Consider the following 13874-nt stretch of genomic DNA (forward strand, 5'->3'; position numbering starts at 1 on the left):
CGTCTCATCTGAGCTGTTCGTAATTCGGTTGTTCGCTACTGCTCGAATCCGAGGGCAAAGGCCGCATCGAGGTCGTGCTGGGAGTAAGCGCGGAATGCGATCTGCGTTGTGGTGTGCGCGACGCCGGGAACCTTCGAGAGCTTGTCCGCGATGACGTCCGCCAGGTCCTCGTGCTTGGCGACCCGGGCGATGGCGATCAGGTCCCATTCGCCCGTTACGGAATAGACCTCGCTGATGCCGGCGATGGCGGAGATTTCCTCGGCGGTCTCCGGGATGCGTGAAGCGTTTGTCTTGATCAGGACGAATGCGGTGACCACGTGTGAACCTTTCCGGATCGGTTGCGCCGTTTGCGGGCCTGTCGGCGGCCCTTGCACGGGCGCTGCCATCTCCTGCAAGCCTAGTGCATCAGGCCTGGCGGCTGCGTGAACGCAGCCGCCGAACGCCCGCGGCCACAAGGCGGTAACCCAGGAGGAAAACGGCCAGGCTCAGCAGGGCCACGATGATGAAGGGCAGCACCACCGTCTGCCCGGTGAGGGCCCGCAGGATCATCCCCACGCCGACGGTTCCGAGCCAGACAGCGACGCCGGCGGGCCACACCCGCAGGGGGTCATGCCACAGCCGCAGGGCCAGCCATGCCAGTGCCGCGCCTGCCAGGAACGGCCACGCCGTCGCAAAGACGCCGGTGATAATTTCCCCGCGCTGGTGCGCGTCGCGCCCGATCGCCGCGAACAGCAGAATCAGGAGTGCATCCGCGCATGCTGCCAGGGCTGCTGTCTGCGCGGGCCGGAGGCCGGAATGGGGAGCGTCCTGGGCGGACGGGCGGGGGAGTTTGGGGGTTGGAGAAGGCATACATCCAAGCCTAGTCCCGTCAGGATGGGCTCCGGGCGGGGACCGTTGTGTGTGAAGTCACCTCCGGGCTAGGCTCGGCCCCATGCCGCTGATCGCCGCCGGAGTCTGCCGGCGGCGCGGCAAACGCAAGGGGAGCGCTGTGAGCGAAAAGATCACCACCTGCCTGTGGTTCGACAGCCAGGCCGAGGAAGCCGCCGAGTACTACGTCTCCATCTTCGACGGCGGCAAAATCCTCGATGTCTCGCGGTATGGCGACGGCGGTCCCGGGCCTGCCGGCCAGGCCATCACCGTTCAGTTCCTGCTTGACGGGCGGACCTTCACGGCATTGAACGGGGGTCCGGCCTTCACTTTCAATGAGGCGGTGTCCTTTGTGATCGACTGCGCGTCGCAGGAAGAAGTGGACCGGTACTGGTCGGCCCTGACCGACGGCGGCCAGGAAAGTCAGTGCGGCTGGCTCAAGGACCGGTACGGGGTCTCGTGGCAGGTTGTCCCGGCCGTGCTGGGACAACTGATCGCCGGCCCCGACCCCGACGGCGCCCGGCGTGCCATGCAGGCAATGCTCGCCATGCGCAAGCTGGACATCGCCGCCTTGCAGGAGGCCTACGACGGCGCATGACGCCCCTGGTCCGCGTGGCGTCCGGTGCCCCTGTCCGTGACCCCGGTCGGCGTGGCCCCCCGGCCCAGGGACTGTCCGCACATATGATCGTGGCATGAGTAGCGACGCCGTTCCGGAGGCTGGTGTTCCGGTGCAGCTGGATCCTCAGCTGGACGGCCAGCTGAGCATTAACGACATCCTGCTCGAACTTGGCCAGGCTCCCGTGGTGCACCCCTCGCCGGACGCGGCCAGTGAGCTGCACTTCTTCTAGGCCCGCCGCTTCCGGTTCCGCCATCCCGCGCCTGCTCCACAGTTCCTTCTGCTGACCCCGCAGAGAGGCGCTCCCGCGCCGAATTCGGGCCCTTTGGTCCTAACGTCGCACGGCCCGGGGGGGCTAGTTTGGCGCTTAAGGATGCCAGCAGGGCCTCCTCAGAACGGAAGGATGGCTCCCGTGGAGCAATTCTGGAACTTCATTTGGCTGTTCTTTTGGTCATTCGCGTTCATCGCGTATCTTTTCGCGCTGTTTGCAGTTATCTCGGATATTTTCCGGGACCACGAACTCAGCGGTTGGCTCAAGGCTGTGTGGATCATCTTCCTGGTCTTTGTGCCGTTCCTCACGGTTCTCGTGTACCTGATCGCGCGGGGCCGCAGCATGGCCGAGCGCCAGGCCCGCAGTGCCCAGCAGTCCGAAGCCGCAACAACGGAATACATCCGCTCCGTGGCCAAGGCGTCCCCCTCCCAGGAAATCGCCAAGGCCAAGGAACTCCTCGACGCCGGCACCCTGACCCAGAGCGAATTCGACGCCATCAAGGCCAAGGCGCTGAGCCAGGCCTGACCGTCCCGCTGCGTCCTATAGGTGCATTTGCCGCCCTTGGACCACCGGTCAGTTCGGCCGCCGGTAGCTGGCCAGGCCATGTTCGTAGGCGAAGATGACGGCGTGCACACGGTCGCGCAGCCCGAGTTTCATGAGGATGCGGCCCACATGGGTTTTGACTGTTGATTCCGCCACGGTCAGGCGTTCCCCGATCTCGGTGTTTGTGAGTCCCAGCGCAATGGCCGAGAGTATTTCCCGTTCCCTCTGTGTCAGTGATGCCACCGCTTCATCGCCCGCGGCCGGGGGACCGGAGGGAAGCCTTTGGCTGAAGAGGTCCAGCATCCGGCGGCTGACCCGGGAGGAAATGGCGGCGTCTCCTCCGGCGACGGCCCGAAGGGAAGCGAGCAACTCAGCTGGCCCCACATCCTTGAGCAGAAAACCACTGGCACCGGCCCGGAGGGCCGCGAAGGCATATTCGTCGAGATCGAACGTCGTGAGGACAATGACCCGTGAGTGCGGGCACTCCTCGACGATGCGCCGGGTCGCGGCAATCCCGTCGGTGCCGGGCATTCGCACATCCATCAGCACGACGTCCGGTGCCAGAGTTCGACACATGTCGACGCCACTGCTGCCGTCAGCGGCTTCACCGGCGACTTCCACGCCGTCCTGGGCTTCCAGGACCATGCGGAAGCCCGCCCGGACGAGTGTTTGGTCATCGACAAGCAGCACCCGGATCGGGCGCGTGGACGGGGCAGCTACGGCTTCCAAATGGCTCCTTCCGGCAGCGGGAACCGTGCGGTCACGGACCATCCACCGTTGGTCAGGGGTCCTGCGCGCAATGTACCGCCGTAGAGTGCGACGCGCTGGCGCATTCCCGCCACGCCGTGTCCAGCACGGTCGGCAGGGGCGTCCACGGGCTGGCCGTCGTCGGTCACCGAGACCATGATCTCCTGGCCGGTRAACTGCGAGCGAACCGTGACCGCTGTTGCGGCGCGCGCGTATTTGAGCGCGTTGGTGAGCCCTTCCTGGATGACCCGATATACAGCCAGCTGGATCCCGGTGTCAGCCGGAGCGACTCCGGCCGACTGCAGAACCACGGGAAGCCCCGCAGAGCGGAAAAGCTCCACCAGCGCGGGAACATCGCCCACCCCCGGCGATGGTGCTGCCGCGCCGGCCAATTCGCCGGTGTTGTCCTCGTTCAAGACTCCGAGCATCCGGCGCATGTCCGTCACCGCAACGCGGCCTGTCTCGGCGACCTGGCGCATGGCTTGGACGGCGCGGGCAGGGTCGGTCGGGGCGATTTCCGCCGAACCATGGGCCAAGGAAATCATCACCGCCAATCCATGAGCGACGATGTCGTGCATCTCCCGGGCGATCGCGTTGCGCTCGGCGGCGGCCGCAATGCTGGCCAGAAACTCCCGTTCATGCATCAGCCGGTCGGCACGGTCCACCAGGGCGGCCACGTAGTTGCGGCGCATGCGTACGTTCAGCCCGAGCAGGGTTGCGATCACTAGTACGGCAATCGCCTGGACGGCTTGGCCAAGGTCCACCATCGACCGGGGTTGCTGGGCCGCTGCGGCAAGGAGAATTGCGCTGATGGCCAGGAGGGCAAGGACGGCGTGCCGTGCGGACCGGTAAACGCCGACGGCGTAGAGCGCCATGGCTGTCGCCACCGCTGCGAAGCTGGCCGGAACCGAGAACGTGATGAGCATGATGCCGGCTGTGGCGGCCAAAGAAGACATCGGAGCCTGCCGGCGGAACAGCAGTGCGGTGCCGGAAACCACCGCCGCCATCAATGGCAGAACCAACGCTGGGCCGTCGGCAGTGGGAATGGCAACGGCTGCTGCCAGGGCCGGCCCTGTGTATGCGACGGCGGCCAGGACGTCTGTCATACGCGGACCAGGTCGCCATCCGCCCAGCCGAAGCGCTTCGTCCGACGAAACCGGCGACGTCAAGGCCACACCCGGCAGTGTTGCGGGGTGTGCAGTGTTCCTGCGTCGGTCATGCTCCGGACTGTACCGGTCGTGGAATGCATGAGGGTCCTTGGGTCTTGGCGATGGTGGCGTTGTTGGCGTGCGGCCAGTACTGCCAGGTTGCCGCTCCTGGAGCGGCTGGCACGAGATCAGTGGAGTGCGAGGACCAGGTAGAGGGCTGCCATGGCCATCGTGGTGGGGGTCATGACGAAGCGTTCGGGTTTGCTTCGGGAGATTGCGTTCATGAGGACTCCGAGCACGAAGTATGCCGTCAGCACCCACACGGTGATCGCAGTAAATGATTCGCTGACCAACAGCGGGACAAAGCCGGACTTGGCCAGCGCCGCATAAGCGAAGAGGGCGTACAGGGGTATGGATGCTGCGCTCCCGATTCTGAGTTTGGCCGGGAGGACGCGGTGTTGTCCGCCCCATGCCATTCTCCCCAGCGGTGCTCCCGCGATCAGCGCCACCTGGAAAACAGCCAGGCCGGCCAAGAGTGCGCAGGCGAGTATTGCGGAAAGCTGGTCCAACAGCATCTGGATCCATCCCCTTGTCGAGTCCTGGGCAGCAACGCGTGTTGCGCCGTGCGATGCACGCCGTGTTGTAGTGGCTGTGGAGAGCATATTCGTGAATCCGAGGCAATCACGGGACCCGCAAGCCGCGCCCTTCCCTTCGGCGCCGGATGACGCTTCGAATGACCGCTGGGATTGAACCGATCAAGGTGGCGAGCAGGAGGCCGAGCGCGATCAGTCCGGGAACCCGGCCAGAAGCTTCTCCGGCCGGAAGGTTGAGGTGCGCCGTCGGGTAGTCGATCATCTTTGCTGCCGATACAGCGGTTGTACGGTCGGTGTGCTGCGCCAGATACGTGATGGCGCCGTCGAACCCGAGCACCCCGCCGGCGCCAGCAAAAGCATCCACGGGAATGTCGCGGGCCGCGGCCCAGCCGCGCAATTGCGGATCAATGCCCGCGTCCCCAGCCGCGCCAGGGGCAATGACGTTGTCCACCGGAGGTGCCTCGTGTTCCGGGACGGTCAGGAGAATCATCCCGTGTTTGGTGGTGACCGTTTCCGTGGCGGCAACCGCCACCGTCCGGGCAGCGAATGACATGTTGTAGACCTCGAATGCGCTGGCGACGTCGATTTCACCCACCCCGTTGAAGAGGCCGACGGCGATCGTCGGCCGGAACCAGGGGAGGAGGGCGTTGAGCCCGACGGGAATATCCGAGGCGGCGAAGGACTGGTCAGGTATCTGGGCTGCCGCCGCCACCTGCCAACCCGGGTAATTCATCAGCCGGCCGACTCGCTCGGCTTCGGCCGTGCCGGCCAGGTCCTCCAAGACTTTCAGGGCGCCGGGGATGCCGGAGGACACACCGGCCGTGGTGGTGATCCTGCCGTCCTGAACGAATCGCAGGCCTCCCATCCATTGGACCTGGGGGCGGCTCCGCTTGAGCGCACCCAGGCGGGACCAGTGGCTCGTAGCCTTACGCCCGTCCAGCACACCGGCTTCGGCCAGGACCATTGATCCGCTGCACACGCCAAGGATGCGGGCGCCGCGCCCCGCTTGTTCCGCGATCCAGTCCCGCATGGGTGCTTCTTTTGCGCTCCCCGGGGCGCCGACGGCCGGGACCACCACCAGGTCAGGCTGCCGCGCCCTGCCCGAACGGATGTCCTCGAACGTGTACGTGGGCACAATCGCCGGACCCCCGTCGACGGCGGCAGGGACGGCCCGCGCTGCGATTGTGTAGACCGAAAAATCCGGGGAACTGGCAAACACTTCGTAGGGGGCCAGAACGTCACTTCCCACGGTGCCTGACGATCCCAGGACAACGGCGACAACTATCGCGCCGGAAGAGGAGGGCCGGTTCGTGGGCAGGTTGGTCAGTTCTTGAGCGGCGGGGCGGACGTGACTTTGCGCGTCCGCCACCACCGCGCCCGCGAAAGCCATCGCGGTCACAGCTAAGAGCGACAGGCCAACCGAGAGAGCGGCGTGAATGAGTCGTCTGGAGAGGGGAGCCATGAGTGAGTCTCGATTCCGTGTGAAGTTGCGGGGCTTGTGCCGTCCATGTCCCCAGCGTTGTTCTTTCACGCTACGGATCGCCCAATCCACACACATCGGCCCCGAGGACCCTCCTGAACAGGGACAAGTGGTACCTGGGTACTACCCGGGCGCTCCATCGGATGCTTCCTGTACATCGCAGGTTGCACGTTCCACTCCGCGGTGACCGACAAGAATCTGGCATCACCTGTAGTGCGCGTCTTTGATCCACGGCCTGTGCGCAGCTGGAAACAGGGGTACTGTGAGCCGCATGGAGATGCGCCTCGAGGTAGTGCAAGTACCGGTCAGTGATGTGGACCAGGCCAAGTCGTTCTATACGGACAGGCTCGGGTTCGTTCTGGACCACGACGTCGAATACATCCCGGGAATGAGGGTCGTGCAACTCACGCCACCGGGCTCCGCCGCCTCTATCGTCGTCGGTACCGGAATGACCAGCATGCCGCCGGGCAGCCTGGAGGGCCTGCAATTGGTGGTCCCCGATATGGCGTCCACGCGGGCTGAGCTGCTTCGGCGGGGAGCCGAAATCAGCGAAGTCCAGGACATGGGTGGAATAGCCTTCGCCTACTTCAGCGACCCGGATGGCAACCGCTGGGTGCTGCAGGAAGCCACGAGGCCGGACATGAGGGAAGCCGGCTCCTAGGGCTGGACGATCGAGGGCAGCGCGCCCCGCCAGGGCAGGTTTTCCGAAGCACGCGTCGCGTTATTCATGTTTAGCCCCTAAAGTCTAAATAGTAGGGTGACTATTTAGACTTCCGGAGGATCCATGACCCGCTGGCCCGCGCACGGCAGCAAGATGATGCCCTGGAAGTCGTCCGGGCGGCCGCCGCGCGAAGACCGGGAATTCACCGAGGTGGTGGTCTCGCTGCCACCCTTGATCGCCGGGAGCTGGTTCGATCCGGGGCGTGAGACCATCGTCGCCCTGGAAGAGGCCGCCGTCGCCATCGCGTCCCTGGACGTCACCGCCGGCACGCGGATGGCCGCCATTAGCGGGTTCCTGCTCCGCAGCGAGGCGGTCTCCTCCTCCAAAATCGAGCACGTCAACGCCAACCGCGACGACTACGCCCGGGCCATGATCGGGCTCAAGGCCAGTGACGACGCCCGCTCCATGGTGGCGGCCGCCGACGCCGTACAAGGAATGATCGACGACGCCGGGCGAACCGGCGAGATCCGGCTGGAGGCAATGCTGGCCGCCCATCGCACGCTCATGAAGGACGACCCGATGGACGGCCCACACGCGGGCCGGTTCAGGGAGGTTCAGAACTGGATCGGTGGCAGTGACCATTCACCACGCGGCGCCATCCACGTCCCGCCCCCGCCGGAGCTCGTGCCGGACCTGATGGAAGACCTGATGGTCTTCTGCAACCGCCGCGACGTGCCGATCATGGCGCAGGCGGCGATCGCCCACGCCCACTTCGAGTCCATCCACCCGTTCACCGACGGCAACGGCCGGATCGGGCGGGCACTCATCGGTGCGATTTCCCGGCGTCGTGGGCTCACCAGGAACACCGTCACCCCAATCGCGTCGGCGATGGTCGCCGACGTCGACACCTACTTCAGCCTGGTCAATAACTACCGCTCCGGTGATGCCGATCCGTTCGTGCTCTACCTGGCCCGTTCCGCTGTCCGTGCCTCGGATGCTGCCCGCGAATCCGTCGCCGCCCTCGATGCGCTGCCGGCGATGTGGCTGGAGCTGGCCAGGCCACGCAGAGGATCCGCGGACGAGAAGATCATTCCGTGGCTGCTGGAGCGGCCCGTGTTCGAGGCCCACAGCGCAGCCCACATTGCCGGCGTCGCCGAAAGCTCCGTGTACGCCGCACTGCAGCGGCTCTCCGCCGCCGGGGTCATTACCCCCGTCACCCAGTCCAAGCGCAGCCGTGCCTGGGCGGCGACCGAAGTCCTCGACGAGGTGGACCGGCTGAACAACCGGCTGGCCGACGTCGGGAAGGCTGGCTGACGCCGGGAAGACGGGCTGACCGGACGGGACGGGACGGGGCCGGCGGCCGGCACGCGGGGCCGGCGTAGGGTCTTGATCCTGACGCGGGGTGAGGATCTACGGTTGTTCCCATGACAGAGACGAGCGGTGCCGCAGATCAATGGAGCATCGGCGAGCTTGCCAAAGCGTGTGGCGTAACGGTCAGGGCGCTCCATCACTACGACGAGATTGGGTTGTTGTCGGCAGGCCAGCGGACGGCTTCCGGCCACCGCCGCTACACCGAGAAAGACGTCCGGCGGCTCTACCGGATCCGGTCGCTGCAGATGCTCGGCCTCCCGCTGGCCGAAATCGGCGTCGCACTGGGAACCCCTGCCGATGACATGGGCTCGCTGCGCACGCTCCTGGAAAGGCAGGTGCTGCACCTTCGCCTGCACGCCGAGCAGGTCCAGGCGGTCCAGGACCGGATACGCGACCTGCTTTCACGTATCGACGGGGCCGCCATGCCGGCGCCGGAACAGTTCATGGCAACTTTGGAGATGATCACCATGCTCGAAAACTACTTCACCCCAGAACAGCGCCAGGAACTGGCCGGCCGCAGGGCCGAACTTGGCAGCGACAGCATCGAGGCCGCCAAAGTCCGGTGGGCCGCATTGGTCGAGGAGGGTCTCAGGCACGTCGAAAACGGGACGCCGGCATCCGATCCGTCCATCCGGGAATGGGCCACGGCATGGGGCGAGATCGGATCCATGTTCCATGCAGGCGAAGAGACCAAAGCCGCTGCCCGTTCCATGTGGCAGGACAATAAGACTGCCCTCAGTGCCGGTCTGCCCTGGACCCCTGAGCAACTGGCCGGACTCATGGCCTACCTGCAAGAGTCCAGGACGCAGCCCTGATGGCCCGTGCTCTCTGTCGGAGCTTTTCAGCGGTGCTTTTTGATGGTGGCAGATGCAGAATGGAAGGAAGCCGGGCTGATTTCTCAGCCCCCTCCAGCGTCGAGGACGGCACATCATGACGAGCAACAAGACACGGACTGCACTTGTGTTGGCGACGGTACTGATCGGGTTGAGCGGCTGTGCCGGAGGCGGCGGAACGCAGGCGTCGGCCCCCGCCACGACCGCCGGGACCTCTCCCAGCATGTCGATGGAACCGTCTGCCCCGGCCGGCTCCACCGCTTCGGGGCCGGGAAGCGGGGCGGCAAACGCCGCCGCCGCGACCATCACGATCAGCAACTTCGCCTACGAGATACCGGGTGCGGTGGCTCCCGGCGCGGAGGTGAAGGTGATCAACATGGACACCGCAGAGCACACGGTAACCGCAGACCAGAATGCGACCCTCTTTGATGTCGAGGTCAAGGAAAACGGCGGGACGGCCACATTCAAGGCACCTTCCGAACCGGGGACCTACGCCTTTCACTGCAACTACCACCCCAACATGCACGGCTCATTGACGGTCAAATGAGCGCGACGCCGCCGGCCGGCGCGCGTCCTTGACGATCTCGAACGAGAAAGGTGCCGTGGCGTGGCTTTCGGGACCCCCGCACCGTCGCTTGACCCATCCGCCGTCGATGGCCTCGGCTCAGCGCTCCGGGGCCGGCTGTTCCGGCCCGGAGACGCCGGCTACGACGAAGCCCGGAAGGTCTTCAATGCGATGATTGACCGCCGTCCGGACGTCATTGTCCGCCCTGCCGACGCCGAGGATATTCGCCGTGCCGTGACCTTCGCCCGGGAAAATGATCTCCCTGTCTCCATCAAGGGCGGCGGCCACAACGTGGCAGGGAACGCCGTCGGCGCCCAAGGGCTCATGCTGGATTGCTCCGGCATGAAGAACGTTCAGGTCGACGCCGAACGGCGCGTCGCCGTGGCCGGAGCGGGTGCGCTCCTGGCCGACCTTGACGTCGCCACCCAGGCGCACGGCCTGGCCACGCCGCTCGGAGTCGTGTCGGTTACCGGCATCGCCGGTTTGACCCTCGGAGGTGGCATCGGCTGGCTCAACGGCAAACACGGGCTCGCTTGCGACAACGTGCTGGCCGCCGACATCGTGACTTCGGATGGCAGGCTGCTGACGGCGAGCCCCGACCAACACACAGACCTCTATTGGGCCATCCGCGGAGGCGGCGGCAACTTCGGTGTTGTCACGTCTTTCACCTATCGTTTGCATCCGGTCGGACAGGTTCTTGCCGGAGCGCTCTCATTCCCGGCCGAACGGACAAGGGAGGTCCTGGGCTTTTATCCCGGATTCGCCGCTTCGTGCCCCGACGAACTCTCGATGTCGGCCAGTCTGGGGTGTGACACCTCAGGACGCCCTGTCTTCGGCGTCGGCGTCTGCTGGAGCGGCGGGCATGATGAGGCGGAGCTGGCGCTCCGGCCCCTGCGCGACCTCGGCCCAGATGTGGACGCGGTGGTGCCCACCGACTATGGCGTTTGGCAAAGCGCCCACGACGGCGGCTTTCCGTCGGGCCGGCACCACTATTGGAAATCGAGCTTTTTGACTGACCTCACCGCCGACGCCATCGATGTCCTGCTCCAGTTTGCGGCCGAGATGCCTTCAACGGCGAGCGGCATCGGAATGCAACAACTGCACGGTGTGGCCGCTCGGGTTCCCCCGGCGGCCACGGCATTTCCCCATCGCCGGTCCCAGAGCGAACTCCTCATCCTGGCCCAGTGGTCCAATCCGGCAGAAACGGAGCGACACGTCGGCTGGGCCCGCGCCTTCTTCGAAGCGATGCAGCCCTTTGCTGCTAGCGGGGTGTACGTCAACGATCTTGGCCAGGAAGGGGAGGAGCGGGTGAGGGCAGCCTACGGCGCCAACTACGACCGGCTGGCCGCCGTCAAAGCCGCATACGACCCCATCAACCTCTTCCGTTCAAATCAGAACGTGCGTCCGACCGCATAGGAAATGATGATCACCCGACGTGTGCTCCCGGCACTGCCTGCCACGATCAGGCATAGCTGGCTGTAACCCTCCTGGCTTCGCCGTCGAGTTGGATTCGACCGCCGTAGGGGAGGATCCACTGCGGTCGGGTGTGTCCGAAGGGGACACCGATGCACACGACGGCGTCCGGGTTGTATCGTGCGATTTCGGTGCTGACCACATCGCGCTGTGCGGCGCGGAGCCGAGCCCGTTCGGCGGCAGGCGGAACCTGCCCGTGGCTGCTGACTGGAGGCCTGGCGACCATCACGCCGTCGACCGCCCCCAGGACACCACGCTCGCCGAGCGCTCGAACCCATCGCTTGACCCAATCGGCGGGAACCAGCAGTTCGCTGGATTCGAGGATCAGGATTGTGCCCCGGAGCGCGTCGACGGAGGGCAGCCTGTCGGCGATGGCGAGCTGGTCGAGGACTTCGATGCAGCCACCCCAGGTGTAACCGGAGACCGTGCGTTCGGGACCTGTCCACGTCCAGGGTTCGGTGGGTTCGCGGTCGCCGTATTCGACGAGTGCCCGCGGCTCGAGCCAATCCGGCCCGAAGTCCTCTGACTCCCCGGGATCGGTGACCTCGAGCTCGCCTCCAGTGAGCAGCGCGGCCCGCAGGGAAGCGAGGTGGACGTCGTCAGCGCCCGGCCCGGCGCCGAGGTGGACCTGGGTCGAACCGCCATAATATCCGCGTATCCCGAGTGACCACAGCCAGTTCAGCAGGTTGGTGTTGTCGCTGTATCCGACGAAGATCTTTGGATTCGCCCGGACGGCCGCCTCGTCAAGATGAGGTACGACCGTGATCTGGTCGTCGCCGCCGATCGTGGCGAGAATCGCGTGGATGCTGGGATCGGCGAACGCCGCATTGATGTCCGCCGCCCGTTCCTCGGGACTGGATCCGAGCTTGCGCGTCGTCGGGAATTCCACAGGAATCAAACCCGTAGCCGATGTAAGCCGCCGCATCGCCTGCTCATGCACGGCCGGGGCGAACCCGGGGGCGGCGAACGACGGGGAGAGAACCGCGACTCGATCGCCCGCATTGAGTTTCGGGGCGGACAGCTTCAGTTGCGAATGATCCATGCACTCATCGAACCAGACGGGACGCGGTTCGAGGCAACTCGACGACCCGACGTGCCGGTGCAGGATCCTTTAACGTGCTGCGGAGAGGAGCAGACCAAATAGCGGTGCCGATGACACGCCCGATAACTCCGTGATTCAGAAATGGTGTGGGTCAAAGCCGTATCTGGCGCGCACCCATTTTCGGTATTTGGTGCAGCCAGTGCTGTAGGCTCCGATTCGAACCTTGGGGGACTGATGCTGAACTACTTTCGCGAAACGCAAGAGGCGCGATTTGCAACCCGTGCACGCCGGATCTATGGCTACGTCTCCGTCGGCTTCGTTGTTGCTGTCGGGGTCTTGGTGATTGCCGGACTTGCGCCGGTTTGGACTTCCTGGACGATCCTCGGCGTTTCTTGCGTTCTGGACGCTTTCCTGACCCGAAAGTGGATCAGAGAAGACGCACTCAGGGCTTATCGAAGCGACCGGGCCGGCTGACGCCGCCCCGGCGGTGGGCAACGGGCAATGCATTCACGGCGGCCGCAACGGCCACTGCAGACACTAAACGGGGGAAGCTATGGACAAACGCCCGTTAAGCCACAAGGGAAAGCCGTCAGTATGGTCCGTCGTCCAGCTGGCCCTCAGTCTCTGCGCGTTGGTGGCAACCAGTGTCGCGGCCATCCTGTGGAATCCGATCGACGCAGACTTCATCAATCGCGCCGACAATGCAGGGTGGGACGAATCCATGCTTCTCCCGCACCAAATGGAACTCTCGCTCGTCCTCAACGCGTCAGTTTTGGCAACGTTTGTCGTCGTCATGACCGCGATCATTGGCGTGCTGGCCTCACGCCGGCGGACCAACGCCACGCAGCCCGGAAATCCGTCCGCTATCGCCTGATCCGTGCCACTTGGGGCTCCAGCCTGCGGCGTGCTGGTCAGCGGCAGTCCAGAATTCACCACGTAGTTTCGAGTCGACGGAGGCCGGCGCCTGACTGATTCCAGATGGCTGGAATACTGGGGAAATGACTCTCGCTGAACTGGAACTGCCTGGCGGCCCATTCACCATCAGGAAAGCTCAATCATGTGATGTGGCTTCGATTGTTGGGCTTCTGGCTGCCGACCAGCTCCGGGCCTCTGTCGACTCGATTGCAGTCGAGCACCGGCATCCCTACGATCTTGCTTTCCAGGCAATTGATGCGGACCCCGCGCAGCTTCTTCTCGTAGTTGTCTCAACCGAAAATGAAGTGGTTGCGACCATGCAACTGACATTCATTCCCGGCCTCGCCAGAGGCGGAGCGACACGACTGCAGATCGAGGCAGTGCGGGTCCGGTCTAGCCTCCGGAGCAACGGCCTTGGAGGGGCGATGATTACGTGGGCGATCGCTGAAGGGCGCCGGCGTGGCGCAAGGCTGGTTCAGCTCACGTCTGACGAGTCCAGGGTCGCGGCACACCGGTTCTATGAGCGTCTTGGCTTCGAAGCGTCGCACGTGGGCTTCAAACTGCCCCTCTGAGATTGCGTCTCGACGGTAAGCGGCGCAGTTTTGGCGTGGGTAGTGGCCTAGGGGAGGGCTCTCGAACGGCCTCACTCGTCCCGCTCCACGCCTCGGCACATGGGGGCGCCCCGATGCTATKGGGGGATGCATCGGGGCGCCACCCACAACCATAAGCGGAGGCCTGTTCAAGTTCAA

General features: G+C 65.1%; 18 protein-coding genes. 11 read left to right on the forward strand and 7 right to left on the reverse strand.

Annotated elements, in window-relative coordinates:
* Positions 1 to 35 precede the first annotated feature (35 nt).
* Together AC1D1A_RS11195 and AC1D1A_RS11200 are read right to left on the reverse strand one after the other, a co-directional pair.
* Positions 36 to 317 carry an Lrp/AsnC family transcriptional regulator gene (locus AC1D1A_RS11195; RefSeq protein ID WP_028276733.1) on the reverse strand — a complete coding sequence of 94 codons (282 nt, stop codon included), beginning with the start codon at positions 315 to 317 and terminating at the stop codon, positions 36 to 38.
* Positions 318 to 405: 88 nt separating this feature from the next.
* Entirely contained in the window at positions 406 to 849 is a 444-nt protein-coding gene (locus AC1D1A_RS11200) for a DUF3054 domain-containing protein (RefSeq protein WP_476849253.1), read from the reverse strand.
* 82 nt (positions 850 to 931) lie between these two features.
* Between AC1D1A_RS11200 and AC1D1A_RS11205 the strand changes: the two genes are divergently transcribed.
* The 3 genes from AC1D1A_RS11205 to AC1D1A_RS11215 all read left to right on the forward strand — a co-directional run bounded on the left by AC1D1A_RS11205 (position 932) and on the right by AC1D1A_RS11215 (position 2279).
* Positions 932 to 1465 carry a VOC family protein gene (locus AC1D1A_RS11205; RefSeq protein ID WP_476886497.1) on the forward strand — a complete coding sequence of 178 codons (534 nt, stop codon included), beginning with the start codon at positions 932 to 934 and terminating at the stop codon, positions 1463 to 1465.
* A 94-nt stretch (positions 1466 to 1559) separates the two neighbouring features.
* Positions 1560 to 1715, forward strand: coding sequence for a hypothetical protein (locus AC1D1A_RS11210; RefSeq protein ID WP_156945122.1), 156 nt, complete (start codon positions 1560 to 1562; stop codon positions 1713 to 1715).
* A gap of 171 nt (positions 1716 to 1886) precedes the next feature.
* Positions 1887 to 2279, forward strand: coding sequence for an SHOCT domain-containing protein (locus AC1D1A_RS11215; RefSeq protein ID WP_476886498.1), 393 nt, complete (start codon positions 1887 to 1889; stop codon positions 2277 to 2279).
* Between the two features lie 48 nt (positions 2280 to 2327).
* Here AC1D1A_RS11215 and AC1D1A_RS11220 read toward each other — a convergent pair whose 3' ends face one another.
* From AC1D1A_RS11220 to AC1D1A_RS11235, 4 genes are all read right to left on the reverse strand, one after another.
* Complete coding sequence (locus tag AC1D1A_RS11220) at positions 2328 to 2942, reverse strand: response regulator (RefSeq protein ID WP_476857092.1); 615 nt, start codon at positions 2940 to 2942, stop codon at positions 2328 to 2330.
* A 71-nt stretch (positions 2943 to 3013) separates the two neighbouring features.
* On the reverse strand, positions 3014 to 4150 hold the full coding sequence (locus AC1D1A_RS11225) for a sensor histidine kinase (protein WP_476947749.1): 1137 nt from the start codon (positions 4148 to 4150) through the stop codon (positions 3014 to 3016).
* Between the two features lie 230 nt (positions 4151 to 4380).
* Positions 4381 to 4767: a hypothetical protein gene (locus AC1D1A_RS11230; protein ID WP_476947750.1), complete on the reverse strand. Its 387-nt coding sequence runs from the start codon at positions 4765 to 4767 to the stop codon at positions 4381 to 4383.
* A gap of 106 nt (positions 4768 to 4873) precedes the next feature.
* A complete protein-coding gene (locus tag AC1D1A_RS11235) occupies positions 4874 to 6175 on the reverse strand; it encodes a DJ-1/PfpI family protein (protein WP_476947759.1) in 1302 nt (433 codons plus the stop codon).
* A 361-nt stretch (positions 6176 to 6536) separates the two neighbouring features.
* On the opposite strand from AC1D1A_RS11235, the gene AC1D1A_RS11240 reads away from it, so the two are divergent.
* The 5 genes from AC1D1A_RS11240 (at position 6537) to AC1D1A_RS11260 (ending at position 11111) form a co-directional block, all read left to right on the forward strand.
* Positions 6537 to 6926, forward strand: a complete 390-nt coding sequence (locus AC1D1A_RS11240) for a VOC family protein (protein ID WP_476947751.1) — start codon at positions 6537 to 6539, stop codon at positions 6924 to 6926.
* A 123-nt stretch (positions 6927 to 7049) separates the two neighbouring features.
* Positions 7050 to 8240: a Fic family protein gene (locus tag AC1D1A_RS11245; protein WP_476855790.1), complete on the forward strand. Its 1191-nt coding sequence runs from the start codon at positions 7050 to 7052 to the stop codon at positions 8238 to 8240.
* Between the two features lie 110 nt (positions 8241 to 8350).
* A complete protein-coding gene (locus AC1D1A_RS11250) occupies positions 8351 to 9112 on the forward strand; it encodes a MerR family transcriptional regulator (RefSeq protein WP_476947752.1) in 762 nt (253 codons plus the stop codon).
* 115 nt (positions 9113 to 9227) lie between these two features.
* The gene (locus tag AC1D1A_RS11255) at positions 9228 to 9677 is read left to right on the forward strand and encodes a cupredoxin domain-containing protein (protein WP_052355065.1); all 450 of its coding nucleotides are present in this window, start codon (positions 9228 to 9230) and stop codon (positions 9675 to 9677) included.
* A 60-nt stretch (positions 9678 to 9737) separates the two neighbouring features.
* The gene (locus AC1D1A_RS11260) at positions 9738 to 11111 is read left to right on the forward strand and encodes an FAD-binding oxidoreductase (RefSeq protein ID WP_476947753.1); all 1374 of its coding nucleotides are present in this window, start codon (positions 9738 to 9740) and stop codon (positions 11109 to 11111) included.
* A 46-nt stretch (positions 11112 to 11157) separates the two neighbouring features.
* Here AC1D1A_RS11260 and AC1D1A_RS11265 read toward each other — a convergent pair whose 3' ends face one another.
* On the reverse strand, positions 11158 to 12210 hold the full coding sequence (locus tag AC1D1A_RS11265) for a S66 family peptidase (RefSeq protein WP_476947754.1): 1053 nt from the start codon (positions 12208 to 12210) through the stop codon (positions 11158 to 11160).
* A gap of 141 nt (positions 12211 to 12351) precedes the next feature.
* Here AC1D1A_RS11265 and AC1D1A_RS11270 point away from each other — a divergent pair, with 141 nt between their 5' ends.
* The 3 genes from AC1D1A_RS11270 to AC1D1A_RS11280 all read left to right on the forward strand — a co-directional run bounded on the left by AC1D1A_RS11270 (position 12352) and on the right by AC1D1A_RS11280 (position 13697).
* The gene (locus AC1D1A_RS11270) at positions 12352 to 12684 is read left to right on the forward strand and encodes a hypothetical protein (RefSeq protein ID WP_476849242.1); all 333 of its coding nucleotides are present in this window, start codon (positions 12352 to 12354) and stop codon (positions 12682 to 12684) included.
* Between the two features lie 160 nt (positions 12685 to 12844).
* On the forward strand, positions 12845 to 13084 hold the full coding sequence (locus tag AC1D1A_RS11275; protein ID WP_476849241.1) for a hypothetical protein: 240 nt from the start codon (positions 12845 to 12847) through the stop codon (positions 13082 to 13084).
* A gap of 124 nt (positions 13085 to 13208) precedes the next feature.
* The gene (locus tag AC1D1A_RS11280; protein ID WP_476930942.1) at positions 13209 to 13697 is read left to right on the forward strand and encodes a GNAT family N-acetyltransferase; all 489 of its coding nucleotides are present in this window, start codon (positions 13209 to 13211) and stop codon (positions 13695 to 13697) included.
* Positions 13698 to 13874: the final 177 nt, after the last annotated feature.

The sequence above is a fragment of the Arthrobacter sp. P1_B9 genome (assembly GCF_056406495.1).

Excerpts from the sequence above, each read along its gene's own strand:
- AC1D1A_RS11200 (WP_476849253.1), bottom strand. The coding sequence starts at position 849 with ATGCCTTCTCCAACCCCCAAACTCCCCCGCCCGTCCGCCCAGGACGCT.
- AC1D1A_RS11205 (WP_476886497.1), top strand. The coding sequence starts at position 932 with ATGCCGCTGATCGCCGCCGGAGTCTGCCGGCGGCGCGGCAAACGCAAG.
- AC1D1A_RS11210 (WP_156945122.1), top strand. The coding sequence starts at position 1,560 with ATGAGTAGCGACGCCGTTCCGGAGGCTGGTGTTCCGGTGCAGCTGGAT.
- AC1D1A_RS11215 (WP_476886498.1), top strand. The coding sequence starts at position 1,887 with ATGGCTCCCGTGGAGCAATTCTGGAACTTCATTTGGCTGTTCTTTTGG.
- AC1D1A_RS11220 (WP_476857092.1), bottom strand. The coding sequence starts at position 2,942 with ATGGTCCTGGAAGCCCAGGACGGCGTGGAAGTCGCCGGTGAAGCCGCT.
- AC1D1A_RS11230 (WP_476947750.1), bottom strand. The coding sequence starts at position 4,767 with ATGCTGTTGGACCAGCTTTCCGCAATACTCGCCTGCGCACTCTTGGCC.
- AC1D1A_RS11235 (WP_476947759.1), bottom strand. The coding sequence starts at position 6,175 with ATGGCTTTCGCGGGCGCGGTGGTGGCGGACGCGCAAAGTCACGTCCGC.
- AC1D1A_RS11240 (WP_476947751.1), top strand. The coding sequence starts at position 6,537 with ATGGAGATGCGCCTCGAGGTAGTGCAAGTACCGGTCAGTGATGTGGAC.
- AC1D1A_RS11245 (WP_476855790.1), top strand. The coding sequence starts at position 7,050 with ATGACCCGCTGGCCCGCGCACGGCAGCAAGATGATGCCCTGGAAGTCG.
- AC1D1A_RS11250 (WP_476947752.1), top strand. The coding sequence starts at position 8,351 with ATGACAGAGACGAGCGGTGCCGCAGATCAATGGAGCATCGGCGAGCTT.
- AC1D1A_RS11255 (WP_052355065.1), top strand. The coding sequence starts at position 9,228 with ATGACGAGCAACAAGACACGGACTGCACTTGTGTTGGCGACGGTACTG.
- AC1D1A_RS11265 (WP_476947754.1), bottom strand. The coding sequence starts at position 12,210 with ATGGATCATTCGCAACTGAAGCTGTCCGCCCCGAAACTCAATGCGGGC.
- AC1D1A_RS11270 (WP_476849242.1), top strand. The coding sequence starts at position 12,352 with ATGGTGTGGGTCAAAGCCGTATCTGGCGCGCACCCATTTTCGGTATTT.
- AC1D1A_RS11280 (WP_476930942.1), top strand. The coding sequence starts at position 13,209 with ATGACTCTCGCTGAACTGGAACTGCCTGGCGGCCCATTCACCATCAGG.